The organism is Kribbella sp. NPDC059898 (genome assembly GCF_042730855.1).
In the GTDB taxonomy this organism is placed as follows: Bacteria; Actinomycetota; Actinomycetes; order Propionibacteriales; family Kribbellaceae; genus Kribbella.
Genome location: NZ_JBHWKR010000003.1, coordinates 178,752 through 203,694, shown reverse-complemented (window position 1 = coordinate 203,694; position 24,943 = coordinate 178,752). Strand labels below are relative to the sequence as shown.

Below are 24,943 nucleotides of genomic sequence, written 5' to 3'. Positions count from 1 at the left end.
CGACCCTTGTGGACAACCGCGATCAGTTCGCGCTCGCCTTCCGTAACACCGGCGCACCGGCGGCCCCCGCGACCGCGACCAGCACGAGCCCCACGACCACCTGCCCGAGCAGCAGGAACAGCCCCGAACTCCCCTGCGTGATCACCTTGCCGCCGCTGAGTACCAGCCCGCAGAACGCACCGAAACCGACCACAGGAAGGCCTACACCCAGCACAGGTACGACGGCAGCGAGTCGCGCGGCTCGTTCGATTACCTGCAGCGGTACGCCGGACCGCCGCAAGGCCCGCGCCGGTGCCGCCTGGTCGAGCGCCGTACCGACCGCACCGGCGGCCGTGGACGCGGCCACGGTGAGGAACACCAGTGAGAGCAGCAATGCGACGCCGATCCGCATGTCCTGGAAGCTCGCGTTGTCGTTACCGGACGGCATGAACACCGAGATGAAACCGGTCACGAACCCTGACAGCACCAGCGCAGCGACAGGCCGGAAGGCGCCCTTCGGGTCATCCACCAGCCGCCGGCCGGCCAGCAGCGTCACAGGCTTGTTGGCGCTGTTGGCCATCGCCTTGCCCACCAGCTGCACCGCCCACGGCCCAATCACCCGTACAGCAAGGGCTGCGAAGCCCACACCGATCAGCACCGGCAGGAACGCTCCACGCAACCCGTAGTACCCAAGAATTGCCGGGCCGATCACCAGCAGACCAGCACGGAGCGCGGTGACACCCTTGCGCGTCTGACCGCGTACGACGCCCAGGGGCGTGATGCTGACACGGCCGAGGCCGATGAGCGCGCTGGTCACGGACAGGATCGGTACTGCGACCAGTACGACCAGGACTGTCCACCACTGCACGGTGATGTCGCTGAGGTACCACCGACCGCCGCCGAGCGGGATCTGTGCGATCAACGGGCTCAACGCGGTGTAACCGACCAGCCCGACCACCGCGCCCGCAAAACCGAGCACGGCCTGCTCCACTGAGCTCAGCCAGAGCACCTGCGAACGCGTGGCTCCTGCAAGACGCAACGCGGCCAGCCGGTGCTCACGGCGCTTAGCCGCGACACCTGCTGCTTGTCCGACCAGGCTGAGGATCGGGAACAGCACCAGCGTGATACCGAACGCGACCGCGATCAGCAGGCCGAGCATGCGGCTGTCCCAGACGTTGCTGTCGTTCCAAGTGCTCAGGTACTGCGGGTGTTCGTCCGCAGAGATCGTCTTGACGCCACGGATGATCACGTACTCCTCAGGCGACGACAGGCCCTTACTACTGATGATGCCGGTCGGTTTCTGGCTGAAGTGCTTGGCGACCTCCGGCGACACGTAGACCTCGCCGGGCTTCGGTGCGTGGTCAAGACCGGGCGGTGCGGACTCGCTCGGCTTCAGCACCACAAGGTCGATCACCGTCGTACGGTGGCCGGCGAAGGCGCCGTTGTCGTTCAGCTGGTCGACCCGTTCGCCGCCCAGCCACACCTCGCCCTGGTCCGGCGTGAGGATGCCCGCGAGGACATGGAGCAGGGTCGTCTTGCCGTTGCCGCTGGGACCCATGACCGCGAGCGCCTCGCCGGAGCGGACCGCGACGTCCACACCGGCCAGGCCGACGACAGTGCCGTAGTTCTTGACGAGGCCGTGACCGCTGAGCACAACCTGGGGACTCTGGAAGTTCATACCGCAGAGCCTTTCGCGATCTCCGCCCGCGAACGTCGGACCACAGACCGGTCTTCGGATCGCATGAGGACGCCTTTCGGCCATCCGGCGTACGACTCAGGTCGTACTGAACGCCGAAGGGAAGGCGTCGCGGTAGCTCGGGATGCCGCCGTCCGGGGTCGGCACGGACTCCGCGTTCAGCATCGCGTGCACGATCGCCCGGGTCAGTGTCCGGGCACCCGCGGCGTACACGGTCTCCAGCTGGCCGAGCGCGGTCGGGTCGGTGACGCTCAGCCGGGGGCCGTCCGTCGCGGTGGAGAGCGCGAAGATGCTGTCGCCGTCGACGAGCGTGTGGATCGGGTCGATCGCCCGCGCCAGCCCGTCGTGCGCGATCATCGCCATCCGCTTGGTCGCGGCCTTGTCCAGCGGTACGTCGGTGGCGACGACCGCGATCACCGTGTTCATCGACGGGCCGGGGATCAGGTTCCGCCCGGGTGCGGCGGCCGGCGGCTCCTCGGTCGGGGTCCGCAGGTGCGCGAACTCGTCGCCGAGACCGAGCCGGGCGCCGTACAGGGTGCCGTCGGCGCCGATCGTGGAGCCGGCCGCGTTCACGATCACCAGCGCGCCGACCGTCGTACCGTCGTCGAACCGCACGCTGGCCGAGCCGACGCCGCCCTTGAGCGAACGCGCCCGGGCGCCCGCACCGGCGCCGTGGTTGCCGAGGGCAACCGGTCCGCCGGACGCGGCGGCGATCGCGTCGGCACCCCAGGACGGCTCCGGGCGGGCCTTGAAGTCGCCGCCGCGGGCCAGGTCGAAGATCACCGCGGTCGGCACGATCGGCACCACGTCGTACTCCCCCTGGCCGACGCGGACACCCTCGCCGCGCTCCTCCAGCCAGCGCATCACGCTGCCGGCCGTGTCGAGGCCGAACGCGCTGCCGCCGGTCAGCACGATCGCGTTCACGCCACCGTTCGAGTTCACCGGCGAGAGCAGGTCGGTCTCGCGGGTCCCGGGTGCGCCGCCGCGGACGTCGACCGCCGCGACCGCCGTGCCGGGGACGTGGACGACGGTCGTGCCGGTCAGGTACGGCGGGTCGAGGCGTTCGACCTGGCCTACGTGGATTCCGGGGACGTCGGTGATCGCGTTGTGCGGGCCAGGTTGCATACGGACGATCCTAAATCCGGTTGCGGCGCTGCATAGCGTGAACGGTATGAACGCCGATCAGTTGTGTGGTCTGCTCGCCGAGCCGTCGAGGTTGCGGACGTACTCCGCGATCGTCCTCGGCGCCGCCACCCCGGAGCAGGTGGCCGGGAGTACCGGGCTGGACGCTCCGGTCGTGGTGAAGGCGCTGCAGCGGCTGACGAAGGGCGGGCTGATCACGGCGACCCGCGACGGGTTCACGGCGGACGCCGGCGTGTTCAAGGACGCCGTACGGGAGAACCGGCCGGAGCGGGTGCCGCTGGATCCTGATCCGGCGCGGGACACCATCCTGCACTCGTTCATCCGGGACGGGCGGCTGACGCATTTCCCGACGTACCCGGACAAGTATCAGGTGGTCCTCGAGTACCTCGTGCAGACCTTCGAGGTCGGTGGTCGGTATCCCGAGTCCGAGGTCAACGAGCTCCTGAACCGGTGGCACCCGGACCACGCCGCCCTTCGCCGAGGGCTGGTCGACGCCCGTCTGCTGGACCGGACGAACAGCATCTACACCCGTACTACGTAAGCCTGCGGGCCGGGGTGTCCTGGCGCGGCTTCTCGTTCGGGGCGATGCGGATTCGGGTGTCCAGCACCGTCGCGCCCTCGGCGGAGACGAGGACCGAGCGGAGGTCCAGGCGGACCACCTCCTCGAGGTCCAGGGTCAGCCGGGAGACACGGTGCAGCAGGTCCTCGATCGTGGAGATGTCCACTGGGTCGGAACCGCGGTAGCCGTAGAGCAGGGGCGCCGCCTTCACCTCGCGGACCATCTCCGCGGCGTCGCGCGTGGTCAGCGGCGGCATCCGGTACGAGCGGTCGCCGAGCAGGTCCGTCGCGACCCCGGACAGCCCGAACGTCACCACCGGCCCGAACGACACGTCCTCGATCGTCGAGATCACCACCGGCACCCCGGGCGGCGCCATCTTCTGTACGACGAACTGCGCCCGCCCGGGATCCGCCGCCACCCCGAACGTGCGGGTCATCTCGGCCCAGGCCGCGCGCATGTCGTCCTCGTCGTGGATGTGCCGCCAGATGTCGGCCAGGTCCGGCCGCATCCGCCACTGCTCCGCGGTCGCCTTCAGGATCACCTCGAACCCGAGGTCCGCGGCCCGCGCCACCGCCTCGTCGCCGCTCAGCACCGGAAACGCCGGCAGCACTGTGATCCCGTAGAAGCTCAGCAGCCGCTGCCGGTCCGCCTCGTCGAGGTCACGGCCGGACGGATACCGCCGCAGGTACTCCGCGACGAAGTCCTCGCCGCCGGCGGTGTCGACGTCCGGCAGGTCCGGGATCCGGCTGTCCGACCGGCGGCGCCACTCGGCGTACTGCGTCGCCTTCGCCAGCGCGCCCACGGCGTACTGCGGGTTCAGGAACGACGGGATCGAGCCGCGCGCCGCTCCGCCGTCCTCGTCCGGCACCCGCAGTTCCTCGGGCACGCTCCGGGACGCGAGGAACGTCGACACGACGGGCTTGTCCGAGTCGGCGGCCGCGGCCGCGAGTACCTGGGCGAGCTCGCCGCCGCTGGACTGCACCGGCGGCGTGTAGATCACCACCACCGAGTGCACCTTGTCGTCGGAGAAGACTTCGGACAACGCCAAACCGAAGTCCGACGGAGTCGCGTCGGCGCGGAGGTTCCGCGGCTCCCCCGCCACCTCCAGCCCACAGCTCGCCATCGTGTCCAGCGCGAGCAAGGTCAGTGCGTCCGAGTTCGACACGATCGCGACCCGGCGGCCCTTCGGCAGCGGCTGGTGCGCGAGCAGCTGGGCGACGTCGAACAGTTCGCCGGTGGTGTCCACGCCGATCAGCCCGCTCTGCCGGAACATCGCCTCGATGGTTGCTGGCGGCAACTGGCTGCGGCGGATCATCTGCCCGACAGGCACGCCCTGGGTGGCACGCCCGGATTTGAGCGCGACCACCGGCTTGCGGCCGGCCAGCCGTCGGGAGACCCGGCTGAATTTGCGCGGGTTGCCGAGCGACTCGAGGTACAGCAGCACGACCTCGGTCGCCTCGTCGGAGTACCAGTACTGCATCAGGTCGTTGCCCGAGACATCGGCCCGGTTGCCCGCGGACACGAAGCTCGACAGGCCGAGGCCACGTCGGACCATGTCGGCCAGGATCGGTACGCCGAGCGCGCCCGACTGGCAGAAGAACGCGACCCGTCCCTTGCTCGGCATCAACGGCGACAGCGTGGCGTTCAGCGAGACGCCGGTGGCGGTGTTGATCAGCCCTAGCGCGTTCGGCCCGATCACCCGCATCCCGTACGAGCGGGCCAGCCCGACCAGGTACCGCTGCCGCTGGCGTCCTTCGTCGCCGATCTCGGCGAACCCGCTCGACACCACGACCAGCCCGCGGACACCCTTCGCGGCGCAGTCCAGCACCACGTCCGCGACCATTTCGGCCTTCACCGCGACCACCGCGAGATCGACCGTGTCCTCGACCTCCCGGATCGTCGGGTACGCCGGGACGCCCTCGATCTCGGTACCGGGAACAGCCTTGGTGTCGGTGTTCACGGCGTACAGCCGGCCGGGGAACCCGCCGTCGCGGAGGTTCCGCAGCAGCGCGTTGCCGATCGTCCCCTCCCGCCGGCTCGCCCCGATCACAGCGACCGACGAAGGCGTCAGCAGCCGCGCGATCGACAGCGCCTCGGAGCGCTGCTCCCGCGCCTGCATCACGCCGAACGACGTGTCGGTCGGCGCGATGTCGAACTCGACCATGATCACGCCGTCCTCGAACTCCCGGGCCACCTTGTACCCGGCCTCGGTGAAGACCGTGATCATCTTCCGGTTGTCCGGCAGCACCTCGGCGACGAACCGGTGGATGCCGTTCTCCCGCGCGGCCTGCGCCAGGTGTTCGAGCAGCAGCTGCCCGAGCCCGCGGCCCTGGTGCGCGTCCTCGATCAGGAACGCGACCTCCGCCGTACTGCGACCGGTCCCCTCGTACCGCCCGACGCCGATCATCTCGTCACCGACCGTGACGATCAGTGCGAGCCGCTGGTGGTAGTCGACCTGTGTGAAGCGCGCCACGTCCCGGTCGGACAGTTCCGGGTACGGCGCGAAGAAGCGGTAGTACTTCGACTGCTCGGACACCCGGGCGTAGAACGCGACCAGCAACTCGTCGTCGGCCGGCGTGATCGGCCGCAGGTGCGCGGTCGCGCCGTCCCGCAGAACGACGTCGGCCTCGTACTCCGCCGGATAGCCGTCCGGGAGCTCGTGGTCATACTGGTCCGGCACTCAGACAGCGTACTCAAACCGGCACACTCCAGGAGCGGAATTGGTCGAGCGGATCGCGCCGGTCCTGGTGTTCCTGATCGCCGTGACCGTGATCGCCGAGCTCGCCGACCAGGCGAAGGTGTTCGACGTCGCGGCGCGGGAGGCGGCACACCTGGCCCGCGGCCGGGTGTGGCGGCTCTGGCTGCTCGTCGTCGCGCTCGCCACCGGCCTCACGATCGTGCTGTCCCTGGACACCTGCGCGGTCCTGCTGACGCCCGTGGTGCTCTCGATGGCCCGCCAGCTGAACATCCCGCCGAAGCTGTTCGCGTTCACGACGGTCTGGCTGGCCGGTACGGCGTCGCTGCTACTGCCCGTGTCCAACCTCACGAACCTGCTGGCGGTGCACCCGTTCCGCGAGCTGAACGTGAGCTACCTGTCGGTCAGCTGGCGCCCGGCGATCGCCTCGATCGTGATCACGGTGCTGGTACTCGCGGCGCTGTTCCACCGCGACCTGCCACGGAAGTACGACGTACCGGCGACTCCACACGTCGAGGACAAGGTGCTGTTCTGGGGCGCCACCGCGGTGTGCGTGCTGCTCGGACCGGCCTTCGTCTCAGGGGTGCAGGTGGCTTACCCGGCCACCATCGGGGCGCTCATCCTGGCCGGCCTGTTCGCCGTACGTCGCCGGAGCGCGCTGAGGTGGTCCCTGCTCCCGGTCAAGCTGGTCGTGACGGTCGTGGTGCTGTTCACCGTCGTCGGTTTCCTCAGCTCGCACGGCCTCGAGGACGTACTACGGCGCGTAGCCGGGACCACGTCCGAGCTGCGGCTGAGTGCGACGGCCGCGGTCGGCGCGAACCTCTTCGACAACCTCCCGGCGTACCTGGCGATGGAACCGGTCGCGTCGGACAGCCCGTACCGCATGATGGCGCTCCTGATCGGCGTGAACTGCGGCTGCCTGCTGACCCTCTGGGGCTCGCTCGCCACACTGCTGTGGAGGGCCCGGTGCGACGCGGCCGGCGTCTCCATCTCGTGGTGGTCGTTCCTGTGGCGCGGGCTGATTCTCACGCCACTCGTTGTGGCAGGCGCCGTACTCGCGCTGAATAGGTAATGTGCGCTGCATGGCGACGGAGCAGAGCACTTCGGAGGTGACCCGGGAGTTCCGGGCGGCGCGGGACTTCCTGGTGGCGCATCGGGACGACTACGAGACGGCGTACCGGGAGTTCGGCTGGCCGCGGTTCGAGCGGTTCAACTGGGCGCGGGACTGGTTCGACGCGCTCGCGGTCGAGCAGCCGGAGGTCGCCGCGCTGACGATCGTCGAGGAGGACGGCGAGGTCACCTCGCGGACGTACGCCGAGATGGCCGAGCGGTCCCGCAAGGTGGCCGGCTGGCTGACCGCGGCGGGGCTGACGCCGGGCGACCGGGTGCTGATCGTCCTCGGCAACCAGGTCGAGCTGTGGGAGACCATGCTCGGCTGCATCCGGGCCGGCGCGGTGATGATCCCCGCGACCACACTGCTGACCGACGCCGACCTGGCGGACCGGATCTCCCGCGGCAATGTGCGGGCCGTCGTCACCAGCGGCGCCGACGCGTCCCGGTACGCCGGGATCGCGGACCACTGCATCCGCGTCGCGGTTGGCGAACCGGCCGACGGCTGGATGCACTACCCCGACTCCGAGAACTACGACGGCCCGGTCCCCGACGTCGACACCGCCGCCGACGACTCGCTGCTGCTGTACTTCACCTCCGGTACGACGAGCCAGCCGAAGCTGGTCGAGCACACGCAGGTCAGCTACCCGCTCGGGCACCTGTCGACGATGTACTGGATCGGCCTGCAGCCCGGCGACGTCCACCTGAACGTCTCCTCCCCCGGCTGGGCGAAGCACTCGTGGAGCAACGTGTTCGCCCCGTGGAACGCGGGCGCGACCGTGTTCCTCTACAACTACACGCGCTTCGACGCGTCCAGGATGCTCGACGTGCTGGCGACGTACGGCGTGACCACGTTCTGTGCGCCGCCAACGGTCTGGCGGATGCTGATCCAGGCCGACCTGTCAGCAGTCGACGTGAAGATCCGCGAGTGCATCTCGGCCGGCGAGCCGCTGAACCCCGAGGTGATCGAGCAGGTCCGGAACGCCTGGGACATCACGATCCGGGACGGGTACGGGCAGACCGAGACGACCGCGCAGATCGGGAACCCGCCGGGCCAGCCGGTGAAGCTCGGCTCGATGGGCCGCCCGCTGCCCGGGTACACGATCGCGCTGATCGACCCGTCCACCGACGAGATCGGCGCGGACGGCGAGATCTGCATCGAGCTGGCGCCCGCGCCGGTCCCGCTGATGCGCGGGTACCGCGACGCCGATGAGCTGACCGCCGAGGTGATGCGGAACGGGTACTACCACACCGGCGACGTCGCGAGCCGGGACGCGGACGGGTACATCACGTACGTCGGGCGCTCGGACGACGTGTTCAAGGCCAGCGACTACCGGATCTCGCCGTTCGAGCTGGAGTCGGTGCTGATCGAGCACCCGGCCGTCGCGGAGGCCGCCGTCGTACCGTCGCCGGACCCGGTGCGGCTCGCCGTACCCAAGGCGTACGTCGTCCTCGCGGCCGGGCACGAGCCGTCGCGGGAGCTGGCCGGGGAGATCCTGGCCTTCTGCCGCGAGCACCTGGCGCCGTACAAGCGGATCCGGCGGCTCGAGTTCGCGGACCTGCCCAAGACGATCTCCGGCAAGATCCGCCGCGTCGAGCTCCGCGCCGACGAGGCCGCCAAGGTCGAGAGCGGGAACGCCGGGCAGACCTACGACGAGGCCGACTTCAAGTAAGTGTCCTTCCACACCGGCCTGGGCTGGTCGGCGCTCGTCGTCCTGCCGTTACTGATCGCGATCGGCGTCGTCGCGTCCCGGTACGCCGGGCTGCGCCACGACAAGGGCATCGTCACGGCCGCGCTGCGCGCCGTCCTGCAGCTGGCGGCGATCGGCCTGGTGATCGGGGTCGCGCTGCAGCACACGCTCGGGGCGATCGCGTTCGTGCTGCTGATGTTCGGGGTCGCGACCGTGACGAGTACGCGGCGGTTGCGCAGCACCGCGGTGATCCCGCGGCAGTGGATGTACTGCGCGGCGGCGATCGGCTCGGGCGCGTTCGCCGTACTGCTGCTGCTCATCCTGCCGGGCGTGGTGCCGCGCAATCCGGCGAGCATCCTGCCGATGGGCGGCATCATCGTCGGCGGGACCATGACCGCGACCACGCTGGCCGGGCGGCGCGTGCTGAGCGAGTACAGCACCCGGTACGGCGAGTTCGAGGCCGGGCTGTCGATCGGGCTCCTGCAGCCGGACGCGTTCAAGCTCGTCGTCGGCCCAGTCGCGGGTGACGCCCTCCTCCCGGCGCTCGACCAGACCCGGACGGTCGGGCTGGTTGCACTTCCCGGCGCGTACGTCGGCATGCTGCTCGGCGGGGCGTCGCCCGTCGAGGCCGCCGCGCTGCAGCTCGTCGTACTGATCGGACTGGTCACGGCGGAGGCGATCGCGATCCTGGCGCTGACCGAGTTGCTCTCCCGCGCGCAGCTTCCGGACGGGCGTACGGTTACCCCATGAGTGACGACAAGGGCATCTTCAGCCGCATCGACGAGTTGGTGGCCGAGGAGCACGAGCTCCGTACCAAGCACGCCGCCGGCCAGATCGACAACACCGACGAGCAGTCCCGCCTCAAGGCCCTCGAGGTCGAGCTCGACCAGTGCTGGGACCTGCTCCGCCAGCGCCGCGCCAAGCGCGAGTTCGGCGACAACCCCGACGACGCCCAGGCCCGCTCCACCGACACCGTCGAGGGCTACCTCAACTAGGGCTCAACTAGGACCGAGGCGGCGCCATTCGATCGCCGGGCAGTGGTCCATCACCATCGTGAGCCCTGCCGCCGTCGTCCGCGCGTACGCGGCGTGGTCCACCACGTCGAGCTGGAACCAGACCGCCTTCGCGTTGACTTCCACCGCCTGGTCGGCGATGTCGCCGGCCAGTTCGGAGCGGACGAAGACGTCCACGCAGTCGACCGGGAACGGGATCTCGGCCAGCGTCGCGTACCCCTGCTCGCCGTGGACCGTCTCCGCGGACGGGTGCACCGGGACGATCCGCTTCCCGTGGTCCTGCAGGAAGCGGGCCACGCCGTACGCCGCGCGACTCGTGTTGTTCGACAGGCCGACCACGGCCCAGGTGTCGCACTCGGCCAGGATCTTGCGGATCGCCTCGTCCATCGTCAGCCCCTCAGATAAGTCAGTACCGCGGAGACGCGCCGGTCCAGCCCGTCCTCCAGCTGCAGTTTCGCGAAGATGTTGCCGACGTGCTTGCGGACCGCGGCCTCGCTGACCACCAACTGCTCCGCGATCGACGCGTTCACCCGGCCCTCGGCCATCAACGCGAGCACCTCCAGCTCCCGCGGAGTGAGCGCCGCCAGCGGCCCGTCGTTCCGCCGCCGGGCGAGCAGTTGGCGCACCACCTCCGGGTCCACCACGGTACCTCCGCCGGCGACCCGGTCCAGCGACTCCAGGAACTCCGCGACGTGCCCGACCCGGTCCTTCAGCAGGTACCCGATCCCGCCGCTCGTTGTCTCCAGCAACGACGACAGGTACGCGTCGGCGACGTACTGCGACAGCACCAGGATCCCGATCGCGGGCAGCTCGGCCCGGATCGCCGCGGCCGCGCGCAGCCCCTCGTCGCTGTGCCCGGGCGGCATCCGTACGTCGGTGATGACCACGTCCGGCGGATCCTTCCGGACCACCGCGAGCAGGGTGTCCGCGTCGCCGACGGTGTCCCGGACGTCGTGCCCGGCGCGATCGAGAATGCTTGCCAGCCCCTCCCGCAACAGCAGCGAATCCTCCGCCAGCACGATCGTCAGTCGCCGAGTCGGCACGGGCACTCCATCCTCAGTCGGGTCGGCCCACCGGGTGGGCTGTCGACGTCGAGTGTGCCGCCCAGCGCGTCGAGTCTGGTCACCAGGCCCGTCAGCCCGGTCCCGGCGCCGAGTTGCGCGCCGCCGACCCCGTCGTCCTGCACGGTGATCACGAGCCGCCCGCGGTCCACCCAGCCCGACACCTCGCAGGTGGTCGCCTGGGCGTGCTTGGCGACGTTCGCGAGTGCCTCGCTGATCACGAAGTACGCCGCGGCCTCGATCGGCGCCGGCAGCCGGTCCGGGAGCGTGATGTTCAGCGTCACCGGCAGCGGCATCCGGTCGGCCACCTCGCGGGCGGCCGCCTGCAGACCGTGATCGACCAGCACCCGCGGATGGATCCCCCGGACCGCGGCCCGCAGATCCGCCAGCGCCGCCTCCGCCTCGGCGTGCGCCTTCACCACCAGCCGCCGCCCCTCCCCCTCGGGCAGGTCCAGTTCGGCCAGCCCGAGCGTCATCGTCAGCCCGACCAGCCGCTGCTGTACGCCGTCGTGCAGGTGCCGCTCGATCCGCGCGCGCTCGGTCTCGAACGCGTCCACCAGGTCCAGCCGGGACCGCCGCAGTTCGGCGAGGTTCCGCTGCAGCTCCTCCTGCCGCGGCCCGAGCATCGCCTTCGCCAGCGACGCCTCCGCGCCGGCGAGCAGGCCCAGCAGGTACGAGCTGACGGCGTAGAACACCGGCCCGAATAGGACCGTGAACAGGAGTCCTTCCCAGAACGTGTCGAGCTTCCACGACCACATCTGCACGTCCTCGCCGTCGCCCGCGAGGAACGGGGTCGCGATGGTGATCCCGAGGACGACCGCGGAGAGGCCGCCGATCACCGCGCTCAGCGGCCACACGAACACGCCGAGTACGAAGCCGTACCCGAGCGCGCGCATCGACGCCTGCTCCCGGCGCCGGTACCTCAGGCGCGCCTTCAGCGACACCCCCGAGGGCAGTACGGCGTGCGGGCTCGGGATCCCGTCGACGAGCATCAGCCCGGCCCGGCGGCGTTCGACGTACCCGATCGCCGCTCCGAGCAGCGGGAACGCCGCCAGCATCAGCACCCCGACCAGGATCGGGCTGAGGAGCGCACTGAGGCCGGCGATGCCGACCAGGACGCCGATCGACAGCACGCCCATCGGCACAGAGCTCAACAGGTACGCGTACGACCGCCACGGCCACGACGAGATCAGGTAGCGCGGCGACGCGAGCGCTCCCCACACCGTCTTCTGCACAGACCAACCCTAGGTGGACGGCGGCCGGTACAGCGGTAGCGCATGCGCTACTCCAGGTCTCGCCCGCAGGCCAGCGTGCTCGGCGCCGTACGGCGGTTGGCTTGGCAGCATGACCGCTACCGCGCCGACGTACCCCTCCGTCGCACCGATCGCGCCGCCCGCCCTGCTGCTGGACGGCATCACCAAGACGTACCGTTCCAAGGCCGGCGCGGTCGACGCGCTGCGAGGTGTCACGTATCACTTCGCGCGCGGCTCGTTCACCGCCGTGATGGGTCCGTCCGGCTCCGGGAAGTCGACCCTGCTGCAGTGCGCCGCCGGGCTCGACCAGCCGACCACCGGGAACGTCGTGCTGAACGGTGTCCCGCTGCAGGGACTCAACGAAGTACAGCTGACCAAGCTGCGGCGGTCCGAGATGGGGTTCGTGTTCCAGGCGTACAACCTGCTGCCGTCGTTGAGCGTGTACGACAACGTCGCGCTCCCTCTACGGCTCACCGGTCGCCGCCCGGCGCGCAACGACGTACTGCGGGTGCTCGACCAGGTCGGCCTCGACGGGAAGGCCAAGCGGAGACCGGCCGAGCTGTCCGGCGGGCAGCAGCAGCGGGTGGCGATCGCGCGGGCACTGATCACCCAGCCGTCGGTGTTCTTCGCCGACGAGCCGACCGGCGCGCTCGACAGCGGCACGAGCCGGCAGGTCCTCGGGCTGTTGCGGGAGGCAACCGACCGTGCGGGGCAGACCGTGGTGATGGTCACCCACGACCCGGTCGCGGCGGCGTACGCCGAGCGGGTGCTGTTCCTGAACGACGGTCTCCTTGCCGGCCATCTCGATCGCGCGACGCCGGCCCGGATCGCGGCCGCGATGAGCGAGCTGGAGCGATGATGTTCCAGCTCAGCCGGCAGACCGTCGGACGGCATCGGTCCTTGTACGCCGGATCGTTCGTCGCGCTCGCGGTCGGGGTGTTCATGCTCGGGCTGGCCGCGACGACGACGGCCGCCACCATCGCGTACCACCTGCCCGCGTCCGCGACGATCGCTGTGACGACGCTGGGCGGGCGGGACACGCCGCCACAGCACGTGCGGGTCGCGCTCGCGAACGCTGACGTGTCCGGGTTGCAGACGGTGCTGAGCATGGTCGGGGCGATCTGCGGGTTCATCACGGTGTTCGTGATCGCCAGCACGTTCGCGTTCGCGGTGGCGTCGCGGCGCCGGGAACTCGGGCTGCTGCGGCTGATCGGGGCGACGCCGCGGCAGCTTCGGCGGATGATCATCGGTGAGGCGCTGGTGGTCGCGTTCGCCGCCTCGGTGACCGGGGCGATCGGTGCCCAGCTGGCGACACCTTTGCTGCTGCGCAAGGCGTCGTACACCGAACTCGCACCGGTGAAGCTCGAGCCGGCGTCGCCGTGGGTACCGCTGGCGATCGCGGTCGGCGCGGGGATGCTGGTGGCGCTGCTCGGCGCTCGCTCGGCCGCTCGCCGGGCGGGGAAGGTGGCGCCGATCGACGCACTGCGGGAGGCCTCGCTGGAGCCACCGCGGATCGGGCCGGTGCGGATCGGGTTCGGGCTGCTGTTCCTGGCCGGGGCGATCGTGATGCTGTCGCTGATCCGGCCGTCGTCCGGCGACGGCGCCGTACCGCTGGCGATGTTCACGCCGATGGTGATGGTGCTCGCGCTGACCCTGCTCGCGCCGCTCGTCGTCCCCGTGATCGGGCGGCTGTGGGCGGCGCCGCTGGTCGCCTGGACCCACGTGTCGGGCCGGTTGGCCCGGAGCAACGTGGTCGCGGCGCCACGCCGCAGCGCTTCGCTCGCCGCGCCGATCCTCGCGATCTCCGCCATTGCCGGCTCGATGGTGCTCAGCCTGAGCTTTGCGGCCGACAGCTCCGTGGCCGCGATCCGTGACACCGTCCGGGCGCCGGTTGTGGTCACCGGGTCCGCACCTGTCGCGGATCCGGGAGTCAAGGCGGTGGATGCTGCCTTACCGACCGAGATGGTACGGATCGCGGAGGAGTACGCGCAGCTGGAAGGCATCGAGGGGATCGATCCGGCGGTGGCCGCGCAGACCCGGGATCTCGGCGTACTCGATGGGGACCTCCGCGACCTGACCGGGCAGACGGTTGCCGTCAGCAAGGAGATGGCCAGGTTCGAGCACTACCGGGTCGGCGACGAGATCCCGGTCGTGTTCCTCGACCGTACGCCGGCCAAGCTGCGGGTGGTCGCGATCGTGAAGGACGCGTTCGGCGTCAACCCGTCGTTCATGATCCCGCTGGACGTCGCCCGCGCACACGCGCCCGCTGCGAAGGTCGAGCGCACCTTCGTCATCCCCGCGGACGGCGTCTCGCCCGATGAACTGGTACGCCGCATCCCGAACGCGCAGCTGGCGTCCGACTGGGAGGCGTCCCAGTCGGAGGGCCTCCGCAAGGGCAACCAGCTCGGCCTGGTCATGCTCCTCGGCCCGGCGGCGCTCTACAGCGCGATCGCGATCGCCAACACGCTGCTGATGAGCAGCCTGCAACGGCGGAACGAGTTCGTCACGTCCCGCCTCCTAGGTGCCACCGACCGGCAACTCCAACGCATGGTCCTCTGGGAGTCCTCCCTGGTCGGCGCGGTAGCGCTCACCCTCGGCGGCGCGACCACCCTCACGGTCGGGATCCTGATCCGCCACGCGATGACGTCCGGGCTCACCGACGTACCCATGACCATCCCGTGGAACATCCTTGCTCCGATTGCCGCCCTCTGCCTGGTCCTGGCCGTAGGTTCCGCGTTGGCCCCGGCCGCCTACCTCTTACGCTCGGTAGGCCGGGACCTGGTCGTCCACCAGGCCGACTGACCCCGGTCAGTCGATGCCCTCGACGATGCGGAACTCACGCTCGACGCCGTCGGCGAGGGCGGCCAGCGCCTCCTGGTACGCCGTACTCTCGCGCGCCGCGACGGCCTGCTCGAAGCTGTCGAACTCGACCAGGACGGTGCGCTCGGCGATCCCGCCGTCGTACGCGGCGACCCGGCCGCCACGGACGAAGGTCCGCCCGCCCGCGGCCTGAACGGCCGGACCGGCCAGCTGGTTGTAAGCATCCAGCTTCTCAGGGTCCGAAATGGTGCGGTAGACGCTGACCCAGTAGCCCTTGGGCATGGAACCTCCAATGGTGGAATGACTTAAAGGTTGGTCTCTGACGGGCGCCGGCGGGCCAGAGCAAGGCTGGTCAGCGTCGCGATCGCCATCGCGCCGATGCCGACCAGCGCCGCGGTGGTGTATGCGCTGCCGTCGGGGAAGAGCCGGCCGGGGCGGGTGCCAGCGGCGAGGATCAGGCCACCGATGGCGCTGCCCAGGGAGTACCCGACGCTGCGGACGACGTAGTTGAAGCTCATCGCGCTCGACGTCTCGCTCTTGTGTGTGACGGCCAGGATGACGCCGGGCATCGCGGCCGAGAAGCCGCCGGCGCCGAAGCCGAGCACGCCCATCGCCACGAACAGTTCGGCAAGGTTCGACCGGGCCACCGCGAACAGGACGAACCCGCCGCCGACCACGACGGCGCTGCCGGCCAGGAGCAGCGGGTCCGCGATCCGTGCCCGGACCCGCGGCGTGAGCTTGCCGGCGACGAACCCCAGCACCGAGAACGGGATGAGGACCAGCCCGGCGACGAAGGTCGTCAGCCCGAAGCCGTACCCCGCGCCGTGCGGCGTCTGCGCGTACCGGGTGATGAGCGTGAGCAGGAGGTACATGCCGATCCCGGCGACGAACATGGCGACGTTCGCCCCGGCGACGGCCGGATGCCGCACCGCCCGCACATCGACCAGGGGCGTCGTACTGCGCAGCTCGATGACGGCCCAGACGCAGAGCAGCACCACCGCGAGGACGGCGAGGCCCGCCGCCACGGAGAAGTGCCGGCTCCACAGAGTCCGCTCGCCGGCGAGGAACAGCACCAGGACCAGCGCAGCGGCCAGAACGATCGCGCCTGCCACGTCCACGTGGGCGGAGCGGCCTTCGGGGGCTGCGGGCACCGACCGCCACGCGGTCAGGAGGGCGGCGGCGGTGACGACCAGACCGAGGCCGTAGGCGGCCCGCACTCCACCGAACTCGGCGAGCAGTGCGGCCAACGGGTAGCCGACGCCGGCCCCGATGATCGAGACCACCGAGATCAGGGCGATCACGGCCGCGCCGCGCTGCTCGGGGAGGTGGTCCCTGGCAACGCCAATCATCAGCGCCGTCAGCCCGAGCCCGACGCCCTGGGCCGCCCTGCCGGCCAGCAGCCACGCGAACGGCAGCGGCAGCACGGTCAGCGCACTCCCGGCGACGACCACCGCCAGCGTGGCGAGGATCGTGGCCCGCCGGTGCGGCCCGGCGCCGAGCCGGCCCAGGACCGGCGTGGCGACGGCACCGCTGAGCAGCGCGACAGTCAGCGTCCACTGCGCGCTGCCGAGCGAGACGTGGAACGACGTCGCCACGCTGGTGATGAGCGGCGTCCCGAGGCTGGCGACCGCGGCCACGACCAGAGCGATGAACATCAATGCGGGGACCAGCAGTCGCGCCTCGGAACGCGCCACCGGGACCGCCTTCACTTCGCCGGCCGTCACTGCTTCGGTCCTTCGCGGTCCTGGCTTTCGAGCTCTGCCAGGTGATCCAGCGCCGGAAGCGCCGCTACCAGCGCATTGACCTCGTCGCCGGTGAGCTCGCCGATCAAACGCTCGAACGCCTGGACGCCCGCCGCGCGCCGCGTCCGGACGTAGGAGGCTCCGGACTCGGTCAGGCACACGAGCGTGATCCGCCTGTCGGACGCGTCGCCCCGCCGCTCGACCAGGCCGGACTCCTCCATCACCCGGACCAGCGCGGTCATCGCGGGCTGGGTGACGCCCTCGACCGCGGCCAGATCGGTGATGCGTCGTGGGCCGGTCCGGTCCAGGGTGGCCAGAGTGGCGGCGGAGGTCAGGCTCATGTCCCGCGGCAGGCGTCTCGTGGCCCTGGTGGCCAGGCCGTAGAGGGCTGCCCCGATGGCGGCGGACGCGCCAGGAGTGGTCATGCCAGAAACATAACACATTTATATTCACAGTTTATGGAGCTGACTTGTCGGCGGTGCGAGGTAGTGTCCGCTCTGGTCCCGGCTGTGTCGTGGGCCGGGAAACAATGGTTCAGCAGCGAGAATAGGTACGGCGCCAACCCCGTCGCGGCGCCGGTACCACTTGATCGAGGAGTTCGTAGACCCGTATGGCACGCCGTACCAGCACCGCCGAACCCGAGGACTTCGAGGAGCACATCCTCGATGTCGACGTCTCCGACGAGATGCGCACCAGCTACCTGGAGTACGCCTACTCGGTGATCTACTCCCGGGCGCTGCCGGACGCCCGGGACGGACTGAAACCGGTCCAGCGGCGGATCCTGTTCTCGATGGCGGAGAACAACATCCGCCCGGACCGCGGCCACGTGAAGTCGGCCCGCGTCGTCGGTGAAGTGATGGGTAAGTACCACCCGCACGGTGACGGCGCGATCTACGACGCCCTGGTCCGGACCGCCCAGCCCTGGTCCATGCGGGTCCCCCTGATCGACGGCCACGGCAACTTCGGATCTCTGGACGACGGTCCGGCGGCGATGCGTTACACCGAGTGCCGGATGGCGCCGTCGGCGATGGCGATGACGAACGGGCTGGACGAGAACGTCGTCGACTTCAAGGCGAACTACGACGGCCAGGAGGAGGAGCCCGCCGTCCTGCCGGCCGCGTTCCCGAACCTGCTGGTCAACGGCGCCGCCGGCATCGCGGTCGGGATGGCCACCAACATGGCCCCGCACAACCTGGTCGAGGTGATCCAGGCGCTGCGGCACCTGGTCAAGAAGCCGGACGCCGACCTCGACGACCTGATGCGGTTCGTCCCGGGCCCGGACCTGCCGACCGGCGGCAAGATCGTCGGCCTGGACGGCATCAAGGACGCGTACGCGACCGGCCGCGGCAGCTTCAAGATGCGCGCCACCGCCCGGATCGAGAACGTCACCCCGCGCCGCAAGGGCATCGTGGTCACCGAACTGCCGTACTCGGTCGGCCCGGAGAAGGTGATCGAGAAGATCAAGACCCTGGTGCAGAACAAGAAGCTCCAGGGCATCGCGGACGTCAAGGACCTGACCGACCGCACGCACGGCACCCAACTCGTCATCGAGGTGAAGAACGGGTTCGTCCCGGAGGCCTTGCTCGAGCAGCTCTACAAGCTGACCCCGCTCGAGGACGCGTTCCACGTCAACAACGTCTGCCTGGTCGAGGGCCAGCCGCGGACGCTCGGCCTGAAGCCCCTCCTCGAGGTCTACCTCGACCACCGGTACGCCGTGGTCCGCCGGCGCAGCGAGTTCCGCCGGAAGAAGGCGCAGGACCGGCTGCACATCGTCGACGGCCTGCTGATCGCGATCCTGGACATCGACGAGGTCATCCAGGTGATCCGGAGCAGCGACGACTCGGCCGCGGCGCGGTCCCGGCTGATCGAGATCTACGAGCTGTCCGAGGTCCAGGCGAACTACATCCTGGACATGCCGCTGCGCCGGCTGACGAAGTTCTCGAAGCTCGAGCTGGAGTCCGAGAAGGGCGAGCTGGAGCGCGAGATCGAGGCGCTGACCGCGATCATCGACGACCCGGCGCTGCTCCGCAGGACGGTCTCCGACGAGCTCGCCGAGGTCGCGAAGACGTACGGTACGCCGCGCCGCACGGTGCTGCTGGAGTCGTCCGGCGCGACCAAGACGGCCGCCGTGCCGCTCGAGGTCAGCGACGACCCGTGCTGGATCCTGATGAGCTCGACCGGGCTGCTGGCGCGGATCGACGGCGTCGAGCCGTTCGGCCCGACCGAGTCGCGGGCCAAGCACGACGCGATCGTGTCGGTGATCAGGAGCACCGCCCGCGGGCAGTACGGCCTGATCACGAGCCTGGGCCGGCTGATCCGGCTCGAGTCGCTCGACCTGCCCGCCGTACCGACCACCGCGAACGCGCCGAACCTGCAGGGTGGCGCGCCGGTCGCCGAGTTCGTGTCGCTGGACCCGGGTGAGAAGGCGCTCGCGCTGACCACGATGGACCCCGAGTCGGTCGGTGTCGCGCTCGGTACGTCGAGCGGCGTGGTGAAGCGCGTCGTACCGGATCACCTGAGCAACCGGGACGCGTGGGAGATCGTCAGCCTGAAGGACGGCGACGAGGTGATCGGCGCGGTCGAGCTGGCCACCGGCGACGAGGAGCTGTGCTTCATCACGTCCGACGCGCAGCTCCTGCACTTCCCGGCGTCCGCCGTACGCCCGCAGGGCCGGACCGCGGGCGGTATGGCCGGCGTCCGGCTGGCCGCCAAGGCGAAGGTGGTCTTCTTCGGCGCCGTGGACACCGCCCGGGACGCGCAGGTCGTCACGATCGCTGGCTCGTCGTCGGCGCTGCCCGGTACCGAGGTCGGCGCGGTGAAGGTCACGCCGTTCAGCGAGTACCCGGGCAAGGGGCGCGGGACCGGCGGTGTCCGCTGCCAGCGGCTGCTCAAGGGCGAGGACGGCCTGCTGCTCGGGTACGTCGGGGTCGCGCCGGTGAAGGCCAGCGCGAACAGCGGCGCGCCGGTCGAGCTCCCGCCCGTCGACCCGCGGCGCGACGGCTCCGGCATCCCGGTGGCGCAGCCGATCGCCGCGTGCGCTTCCGATCTGGCAGGCTGACGTCCGTGAAGAGAGTGCTCGCGCTGTGCGCCGTCGTCGCCCTCGCACTGACGGGCTGCAGCGGGAAGAAGGACACCGGCGGCGGAAGCAGCGGCGGCGGGGACGACGCGGTCGCGCTGCTGACCGGCGCGAAGAAGCAGATCGACGACGCGGCCAGCGTGCACATCGTGCTGACCGGGCGTGACCTGCCGGCCGACGCGCAGGCGCTGGCCAGCGGCGACGGCGTCGCCACGCACGCGCCGGCGTTCAAGGGCAAGCTGACCGTCAAGACGAACGGCACGAGCCTCGACGCCGAGGTGGTCGCGGTCGGCAGCAAGGTGTACGCGAAGGTGTCGTTCGCGCCGACTTTCGTCGAGCTGTCTCCGAGCCAGCTGGCCGGTCTCGGCGCCCCCGACCCGGCCGTCCTGCTCGATCCGGCCAAGGGCCTCACCTCGGTGCTGCCGACGCTGAAGGACCCGAAGGTGAAGGGCCAGACGCGGGACGGCGCGAAGGTGCTGACCGAGGTCACCGGATCCGTCCAGGGCAAGTCGCTGCAGGGCATCTTCCCGAAGGCGCCCGCGGACCAGGACTTCCCGAGCTCGTTCAAGATCGACAAGTCCTCGCAGCAACTGGTCTCCGCGACCATCACCGGGCCGTTCTACGCCGGCGCGACCAGCAGCTACGACGTCACCTTGGACAAGTACGGCGAGAAGGTCGAGATCACCAAGCCGTGACGCGGCCCCGCACCCAGCTGACGCTGGCGTCCGTCGCGGTCGCGTTCGCCGCGGCGGACACGTACGTCGTCGTCCTCGCACTGCCGGACATGATGACCGGGGTCGGGCTGTCGGCTGATCAGCTGCAGCGGGCGGCGCCGATCATCTCGGGGTTCCTGCTCGGCTACATCGCCGTGCTTCCGTTGATCGGCCGGATCGCGGACGTTGTCGGGCGTACTCCGGTGCTCGTCGGAGCCCTGCTGCTGTTCGCGGTCGGGTCGTTGGTGACGGCGGGTGCGTATGACCTGCCGCTGGTGGTAACCGGTCGGTTTCTCCAAGGTGTCGGCGGTGGCGGGTTGGTGCCTGCCACGTTGGCGTTGGTCGCGGATCTGTGGCCTACTGAGCGGCGCGGGCTGCCGTTGGGCGTTGTTGGCGCGGTGCAGGAGCTGGGGTCCGTTCTCGGGCCGCTGCTGGGTGCCGCCGTACTCGCGGTGGCCGACTGGCGGTACATCTTCTGGCTGAACCTCGCCGTCGCGGTCGTGCTCGCGCTGCTGCTCCGCGGGCGGCGGTGGCCTCCCCCGTCGGCCGTCGTCGGCGTGCTCGCGTGCGTCGCGCTCGGGCTCACGTTGACGGCACCGCGGGCGCTTGCGACGGGAGTCACGCTCGGGCTGCCGTTCGTGCCTTTCACCGGTACGTCGCGGTTGCTGACGCCGATCGGTGCCGTCACGTTGCTGCTGGCGTTGGTTTGGCTGGCGTTGATGCTGCGGCGCGCCCGCTGGAATGTGCTGTCGCAGGTCGACCTCGTCGGAGCCCTGCTGCTGGCGCTGGCGTTGGCGGGAGTCGTGCTTGCCTTCGCGACAGCCGATCCGGAGAAGCAGTTGATGTCGCCGGCCGGGCCGTGGTTGCTGGTCGCGGCCGCGGTCTTCGCGGTGGCGTTCGCGTTCTGGCAGCGGCGGACGTCGGCGGCGATCGTTCCGCGTGGTCTGCTCGGTGCGCGGGCGGCGTGGGGCTCGTTGGTGGTCAGTTTCCTGATCGGGTGCGCGCTGATCGCGGCGCTGGTCGACGTACCGGTGTTTGCGCGCGCGACGCAGGGCGGCGGTCAGTTGGCGGCGGCGCTGGTGCTGCTGCGGTTCCTGATCGCGCTGCCGGTCGGTGCGGTCGTCGGCGGGTGGCTGACCCGGCGGTACGGGCTCGGGCTCATCACCGGCGCCGGGCTGGGCGTGTCCGGGGCGATGTTCACGGTGATGGCGTTCTGGAGCCGTACGGCGCTCGACCACTGGCCCGCGACCGTCGTACTGCTCGTGTGCGGGTTCGGGTTCGGACTCGCGTTGTCGCCGGTCAACACCGCGATGCTGGGCGCGACGCCGGGTGACAGCCACGGGCTGGTCAGCGCGCTCGTGGTCGTCGCGCGAATGGTCGGGATGCTGGTCGGCGTCTCCGCGCTCACCGCGATCGGCCTGCGCCGGTACTACACGATTGCCGACGGCATCAAATCGCCGAACGAGCTGTGCCCGTCGTCACCCGCCAACTGCCGTCCGTACGTCGACGCGCTCCTGGACGCCGCCGTTTCACAAGTTCACGCGATCTTCGCCGGGGCCGCGGTGTGCGCGTTCCTGGCCGCGGGTGTCGGCATAGTGGTCCTCGGGCGCCGTGGTGCGCGCGAGTCGCGTACCGTGTGATGCTGTGAGCCCCGCACCAGTCTCCGGCCTGTGCTCGACGTTCTGTCGGGTGCTCCAGGAGCCATTGGCCGGTACGGCGGTTGTCGCGGCCGGCTGGGTCGTCGTCGAGCAACCGGGCCCGTGGGGTGCGAAGGCGCCGACGCAGAGTCACCTGGACCCGGCGTTCGGCGGATCGTTCGACGACCGGTGCAAGAAGGCCGACGTACGGTTCGGGTTGATCCGCTCCCCCGGCCGGCACGCGGACGCCGTCGAGCGGTCGCACCAGGTCTTCGTCGCGTCCACCAGGCCCGGCCGTACCTGGCTGCTCGGCAGCCGGGTCGCGGATCCCGCCGACCTGAACACGCTCGACCTCGACGCGGTGGCCCGCGGCGACCGTACGGCGGTGGCCGCGTCGCTGCCCGGCCTGACGACGGTCGACGATCCGATCGTGCTCGTGTGTACGAACGGCAAGCGCGACGAGTGCTGCGCGCTGCTCGGGCGCCCGCTCGTGTCCGGACTCGCCGAACGGTTGCCTGGTCGCGTGTGGGAGGCCAACCATCTCGGCGGTCACCGGTTCGCGCCGACCGCGACGTACCTGCCGGCCGGGACCATGCACGGGCACCTCACCGTGGACGCGGCGGTGGAGGTCCTCGACGCCGCCGACCGCGGTGAGACAGTGCTCACCGGGCTGCGCGGCCGGTCCACCTGGACCAAGCGCGGTCAGGTGGCCGAAGTCGCCGTCCGTGAGCTCATCGGCGAGCTCGCGCTCGATGCGTTGCAGGTGGCCGGCGAGGCTGCCGGCACTGTGACTGTCCAGCACGCCGACGGCCGATCGTGGATCGTGCCGGTCAGCAGTGCACCGGCCGATCCACCTCGCCCGGACTCCTGCGGAAAGGAACCGTTCGCCATGTCGATCCTGCAAGCCGGTACCCCAGTCCCCGGAGCAGTCCGATGAGCGGCGGCTTCGACGACCTGCTCGCGGCCAACGCGGAGTACGCCGCCGACTTCCACTACGGCGGGTTCGACGGCATCGCCCACGCCGGCATCGGCCTGGTCACCTGCATGGACTCCCGGATCCCGCCGCTGGAGATGCTCGGCCTGAAGGCCGGCGACGCCAAGGTGCTCCGCTCCGCCGGCGGCCGCGTCACCGAGATGACGATGACCGGCCTGGTCCTCGGCGTCCAGCTCCTCGGCGTCCGCCGGATCATGATCGTCCCGCACACCCGCTGCGCGATGGCCGCGATGTCCGAGGACGCCCTCCGCGCCAAGGTCGAACAGGCCGCCGGCAAACCCGCCGGCTACCTCCCCATCTCCGTCATCCCCGACCAGCAGGAAGCCCTCCGCCGCGACGTCGCCGCCGTCCGCGAACACCCCCTGATCGGCGAAGACATCCTCGTCGGCGGCTTCATGTACGACGTCGACACCGGCAAACTCACCCAGATCGACTGAATTCTGATAGACAGCCTCTTATGAGACTCCGCCCCAGCTCATTTCATCGTTCGTTGGTTGCCGGTGCGTTGGCGTTGACGGCCGTGTTGTCCGGTGTGCCTGTCGCGCAGGCGGTGCCAGATGCGGCGGCGGTGTTCCGGGGTGGGCCGGTTACCGGGTGTCTGGATCGCTCGGTGGTCGGGAGCGTCGAGGAGCAGCGGCTCGGTCCGGTACCCGCGGAGATTCTGCGGCGGTCGGGGTTCGATCGGCAGGTGGCGGCGTTCGGGCAGTTGCTGTGCCGGGTGCCGAACCGGCAGGCGGCCTCCGCGTTGGTGCGGACGCAGGGCGAGGCGTTGTGGCGGGCGGCGACGTACCGGGCGCAGCATGCGCCGGATGGAGCCGACGCTCTCCCGGCGACCGACGACCGCGGGCTGTACTGGGCGCGGATCTCGATGGCGCTCACCCTTCGCCAGTGGCGGCCCGACTTCGGGATCGGTACGGCGGAACGCGCCGAGCTGCTGCGCTCCTTCGAGTACGCCTCCCGCGGGATCACCAGCACCCGCTTCACGCCTGGCGTACGGAAGATCCTGGTCACCGGGTTCGACCCGTTCACGCTGGACGCCGACATCCGGATCGGCAACCCGTCCGGGGCGAACGCCCTCACGCTCGACGGACAGCGCTGGAAGGTCAACGGCACGACGTACGAGATCCAGACCGTGGTGTTCCCGGTGCGCTACGCGGACTTCGACCAGAACATGGTCGAGAACACGCTCGCGCCGCACTACCGGCCAGGTCCACAGCATGCCGACCTGGTGATGACCGCGAGCCAGGGGCGGGCCGGGATCTTCGATCTCGAGGTGTTCAACGGGCGGCGGCGTTCGGTCAGCTCGATCGGCGACAACAACAACGTGTGGGGCGGCGGGACGATCAGCGCCCCGGTGGTCTCCCCCAGCATGCCGGCCGGTCCGGAGTGGATCACCTCCAGCCTGCCGCTGGCGCGGATGGCGCAGGCCGACGTCGGGCCGTTCCGGACCCGCGTGAACACGTCCGTCCTGGAGATCCCGGCCGGTCAGACCACGCCCGTACGGCGGCCCGACGGTCCCACGGCCGGATCGATCGCGTCCGAGGGCACGGGCGGCGGGTACCTGTCGAATGAAGTTGCCTACCGCAACACTCTGCAGCGCGACCTGCTGGACCCGTCGATGCCGGCCGGTCACATGCACGTCCCGGTGCTGAGCTTCGATCTGGCGAACAAGACCGAGATCACGGACCCGACGTACGAGGCCAACCGGGACGCGATCGTCGCGGGTGCGCACGCGATCCTCAAAGCCGCTCTGTGATCAGA

At 70.3% G+C, this 24,943-nt stretch carries 22 protein-coding genes; 13 read left to right on the top strand and 9 right to left on the bottom strand.

Annotation, left to right across the window (positions count from 1 at the left end; all coding sequences use genetic code 11):
• Nucleotides 1-22 precede the first annotated feature (22 nt).
• Nucleotides 23-1,657, bottom strand: a complete 1,635-nt coding sequence (locus ACFV9C_RS11085; protein ID WP_380192638.1) for an ATP-binding cassette domain-containing protein — start codon at nucleotides 1,655-1,657, stop codon at nucleotides 23-25.
• A 96-nt stretch (nucleotides 1,658-1,753) separates the two neighbouring features.
• On the bottom strand, nucleotides 1,754-2,800 hold the full coding sequence (locus tag ACFV9C_RS11080) for a P1 family peptidase (RefSeq protein ID WP_380192637.1): 1,047 nt from the start codon (nucleotides 2,798-2,800) through the stop codon (nucleotides 1,754-1,756).
• A 46-nt stretch (nucleotides 2,801-2,846) separates the two neighbouring features.
• On the opposite strand from ACFV9C_RS11080, the gene ACFV9C_RS11075 reads away from it, so the two are divergent.
• On the top strand, nucleotides 2,847-3,359 hold the full coding sequence (locus tag ACFV9C_RS11075) for a DUF2087 domain-containing protein (RefSeq protein ID WP_380192636.1): 513 nt from the start codon (nucleotides 2,847-2,849) through the stop codon (nucleotides 3,357-3,359).
• Here the strand turns inward: ACFV9C_RS11075 and ACFV9C_RS11070 are convergent.
• Nucleotides 3,352-6,057, bottom strand: coding sequence for a GNAT family N-acetyltransferase (locus ACFV9C_RS11070; protein WP_380192634.1), 2,706 nt, complete (start codon nucleotides 6,055-6,057; stop codon nucleotides 3,352-3,354). The two genes, ACFV9C_RS11075 and ACFV9C_RS11070, sit on opposite strands and share 8 nt — an antisense overlap.
• Before the next feature lie 40 nt (nucleotides 6,058-6,097).
• Between ACFV9C_RS11070 and ACFV9C_RS11065 the strand changes: the two genes are divergently transcribed.
• The 4 genes from ACFV9C_RS11065 to ACFV9C_RS11050 are packed head-to-tail and all read left to right on the top strand — an operon-like array spanning nucleotide 6,098 to nucleotide 9,868.
• Nucleotides 6,098-7,144, top strand: coding sequence for an SLC13 family permease (locus ACFV9C_RS11065; RefSeq protein WP_380192632.1), 1,047 nt, complete (start codon nucleotides 6,098-6,100; stop codon nucleotides 7,142-7,144).
• A gap of 10 nt (nucleotides 7,145-7,154) precedes the next feature.
• Nucleotides 7,155-8,855, top strand: coding sequence for an AMP-binding protein (locus ACFV9C_RS11060; RefSeq protein WP_380192630.1), 1,701 nt, complete (start codon nucleotides 7,155-7,157; stop codon nucleotides 8,853-8,855).
• Complete coding sequence (locus ACFV9C_RS11055; protein ID WP_380192628.1) at nucleotides 8,856-9,623, top strand: ABC transporter permease; 768 nt, start codon at nucleotides 8,856-8,858, stop codon at nucleotides 9,621-9,623.
• A complete protein-coding gene (locus ACFV9C_RS11050; RefSeq protein WP_380192626.1) occupies nucleotides 9,620-9,868 on the top strand; it encodes a DUF2630 family protein in 249 nt (82 codons plus the stop codon). The genes ACFV9C_RS11055 and ACFV9C_RS11050 overlap by 4 nt, the downstream gene beginning before the upstream one ends.
• 3 nt (nucleotides 9,869-9,871) lie before the next feature.
• Here the strand turns inward: ACFV9C_RS11050 and ACFV9C_RS11045 are convergent, their stop codons facing one another.
• The 3 genes from ACFV9C_RS11045 to ACFV9C_RS11035 are packed head-to-tail and all read right to left on the bottom strand — an operon-like array spanning nucleotide 9,872 to nucleotide 12,182.
• On the bottom strand, nucleotides 9,872-10,273 hold the full coding sequence (locus tag ACFV9C_RS11045; RefSeq protein WP_380192624.1) for a CoA-binding protein: 402 nt from the start codon (nucleotides 10,271-10,273) through the stop codon (nucleotides 9,872-9,874).
• Nucleotides 10,274-10,275: 2 nt separating this feature from the next.
• Entirely contained in the window at nucleotides 10,276-10,929 is a 654-nt protein-coding gene (locus ACFV9C_RS11040; protein ID WP_380192622.1) for a LuxR C-terminal-related transcriptional regulator, read from the bottom strand.
• Complete coding sequence (locus tag ACFV9C_RS11035; RefSeq protein WP_380192621.1) at nucleotides 10,911-12,182, bottom strand: sensor histidine kinase; 1,272 nt, start codon at nucleotides 12,180-12,182, stop codon at nucleotides 10,911-10,913. Before ACFV9C_RS11035 ends, ACFV9C_RS11040 begins: the two co-directional genes overlap by 19 nt.
• Before the next feature lie 109 nt (nucleotides 12,183-12,291).
• Here ACFV9C_RS11035 and ACFV9C_RS11030 point away from each other — a divergent pair, with 109 nt between their 5' ends.
• Nucleotides 12,292-13,059, top strand: a complete 768-nt coding sequence (locus tag ACFV9C_RS11030) for an ABC transporter ATP-binding protein (protein ID WP_380192619.1) — start codon at nucleotides 12,292-12,294, stop codon at nucleotides 13,057-13,059.
• Complete coding sequence (locus ACFV9C_RS11025; RefSeq protein WP_380192618.1) at nucleotides 13,056-15,002, top strand: FtsX-like permease family protein; 1,947 nt, start codon at nucleotides 13,056-13,058, stop codon at nucleotides 15,000-15,002. The genes ACFV9C_RS11030 and ACFV9C_RS11025 overlap by 4 nt, the downstream gene beginning before the upstream one ends.
• 6 nt (nucleotides 15,003-15,008) lie before the next feature.
• Here the strand turns inward: ACFV9C_RS11025 and ACFV9C_RS11020 are convergent, their stop codons facing one another.
• From ACFV9C_RS11020 to ACFV9C_RS11010, 3 genes are read right to left on the bottom strand one after another with little or no spacing between them, the layout of a single operon-like run.
• Entirely contained in the window at nucleotides 15,009-15,302 is a 294-nt protein-coding gene (locus tag ACFV9C_RS11020) for a DUF1330 domain-containing protein (protein ID WP_380192617.1), read from the bottom strand.
• A gap of 23 nt (nucleotides 15,303-15,325) precedes the next feature.
• Nucleotides 15,326-16,744 (bottom strand): MFS transporter, encoded by a 1,419-nt coding sequence (locus tag ACFV9C_RS11015; protein ID WP_380192616.1) that lies wholly within the window; start codon nucleotides 16,742-16,744, stop codon nucleotides 15,326-15,328.
• A complete protein-coding gene (locus ACFV9C_RS11010; RefSeq protein ID WP_380192615.1) occupies nucleotides 16,741-17,187 on the bottom strand; it encodes a MarR family winged helix-turn-helix transcriptional regulator in 447 nt (148 codons plus the stop codon). Before ACFV9C_RS11010 ends, ACFV9C_RS11015 begins: the two co-directional genes overlap by 4 nt.
• Nucleotides 17,188-17,372: 185 nt before the next feature.
• Here ACFV9C_RS11010 and ACFV9C_RS11005 point away from each other — a divergent pair, with 185 nt between their 5' ends.
• The 6 genes from ACFV9C_RS11005 to ACFV9C_RS10980 all read left to right on the top strand — a co-directional run bounded on the left by ACFV9C_RS11005 (nucleotide 17,373) and on the right by ACFV9C_RS10980 (nucleotide 24,938).
• Nucleotides 17,373-19,820 carry a DNA topoisomerase (ATP-hydrolyzing) subunit A gene (locus ACFV9C_RS11005; protein WP_380192614.1) on the top strand — a complete coding sequence of 816 codons (2,448 nt, stop codon included), beginning with the start codon at nucleotides 17,373-17,375 and terminating at the stop codon, nucleotides 19,818-19,820.
• 5 nt (nucleotides 19,821-19,825) lie between these two features.
• On the top strand, nucleotides 19,826-20,533 hold the full coding sequence (locus ACFV9C_RS11000) for an LppX_LprAFG lipoprotein (RefSeq protein WP_380192613.1): 708 nt from the start codon (nucleotides 19,826-19,828) through the stop codon (nucleotides 20,531-20,533).
• Nucleotides 20,530-22,191 (top strand): MFS transporter, encoded by a 1,662-nt coding sequence (locus tag ACFV9C_RS10995; protein ID WP_380192612.1) that lies wholly within the window; start codon nucleotides 20,530-20,532, stop codon nucleotides 22,189-22,191. Before ACFV9C_RS11000 ends, ACFV9C_RS10995 begins: the two co-directional genes overlap by 4 nt.
• A 4-nt stretch (nucleotides 22,192-22,195) precedes the next feature.
• Nucleotides 22,196-23,125 (top strand): sucrase ferredoxin, encoded by a 930-nt coding sequence (locus ACFV9C_RS10990; protein WP_380192611.1) that lies wholly within the window; start codon nucleotides 22,196-22,198, stop codon nucleotides 23,123-23,125.
• Entirely contained in the window at nucleotides 23,122-23,619 is a 498-nt protein-coding gene (locus ACFV9C_RS10985; protein ID WP_380192610.1) for a beta-class carbonic anhydrase, read from the top strand. Before ACFV9C_RS10990 ends, ACFV9C_RS10985 begins: the two co-directional genes overlap by 4 nt.
• A 173-nt stretch (nucleotides 23,620-23,792) precedes the next feature.
• Nucleotides 23,793-24,938: a hypothetical protein gene (locus ACFV9C_RS10980; RefSeq protein ID WP_380192609.1), complete on the top strand. Its 1,146-nt coding sequence runs from the start codon at nucleotides 23,793-23,795 to the stop codon at nucleotides 24,936-24,938.
• Nucleotides 24,939-24,943 lie beyond the last annotated feature (5 nt).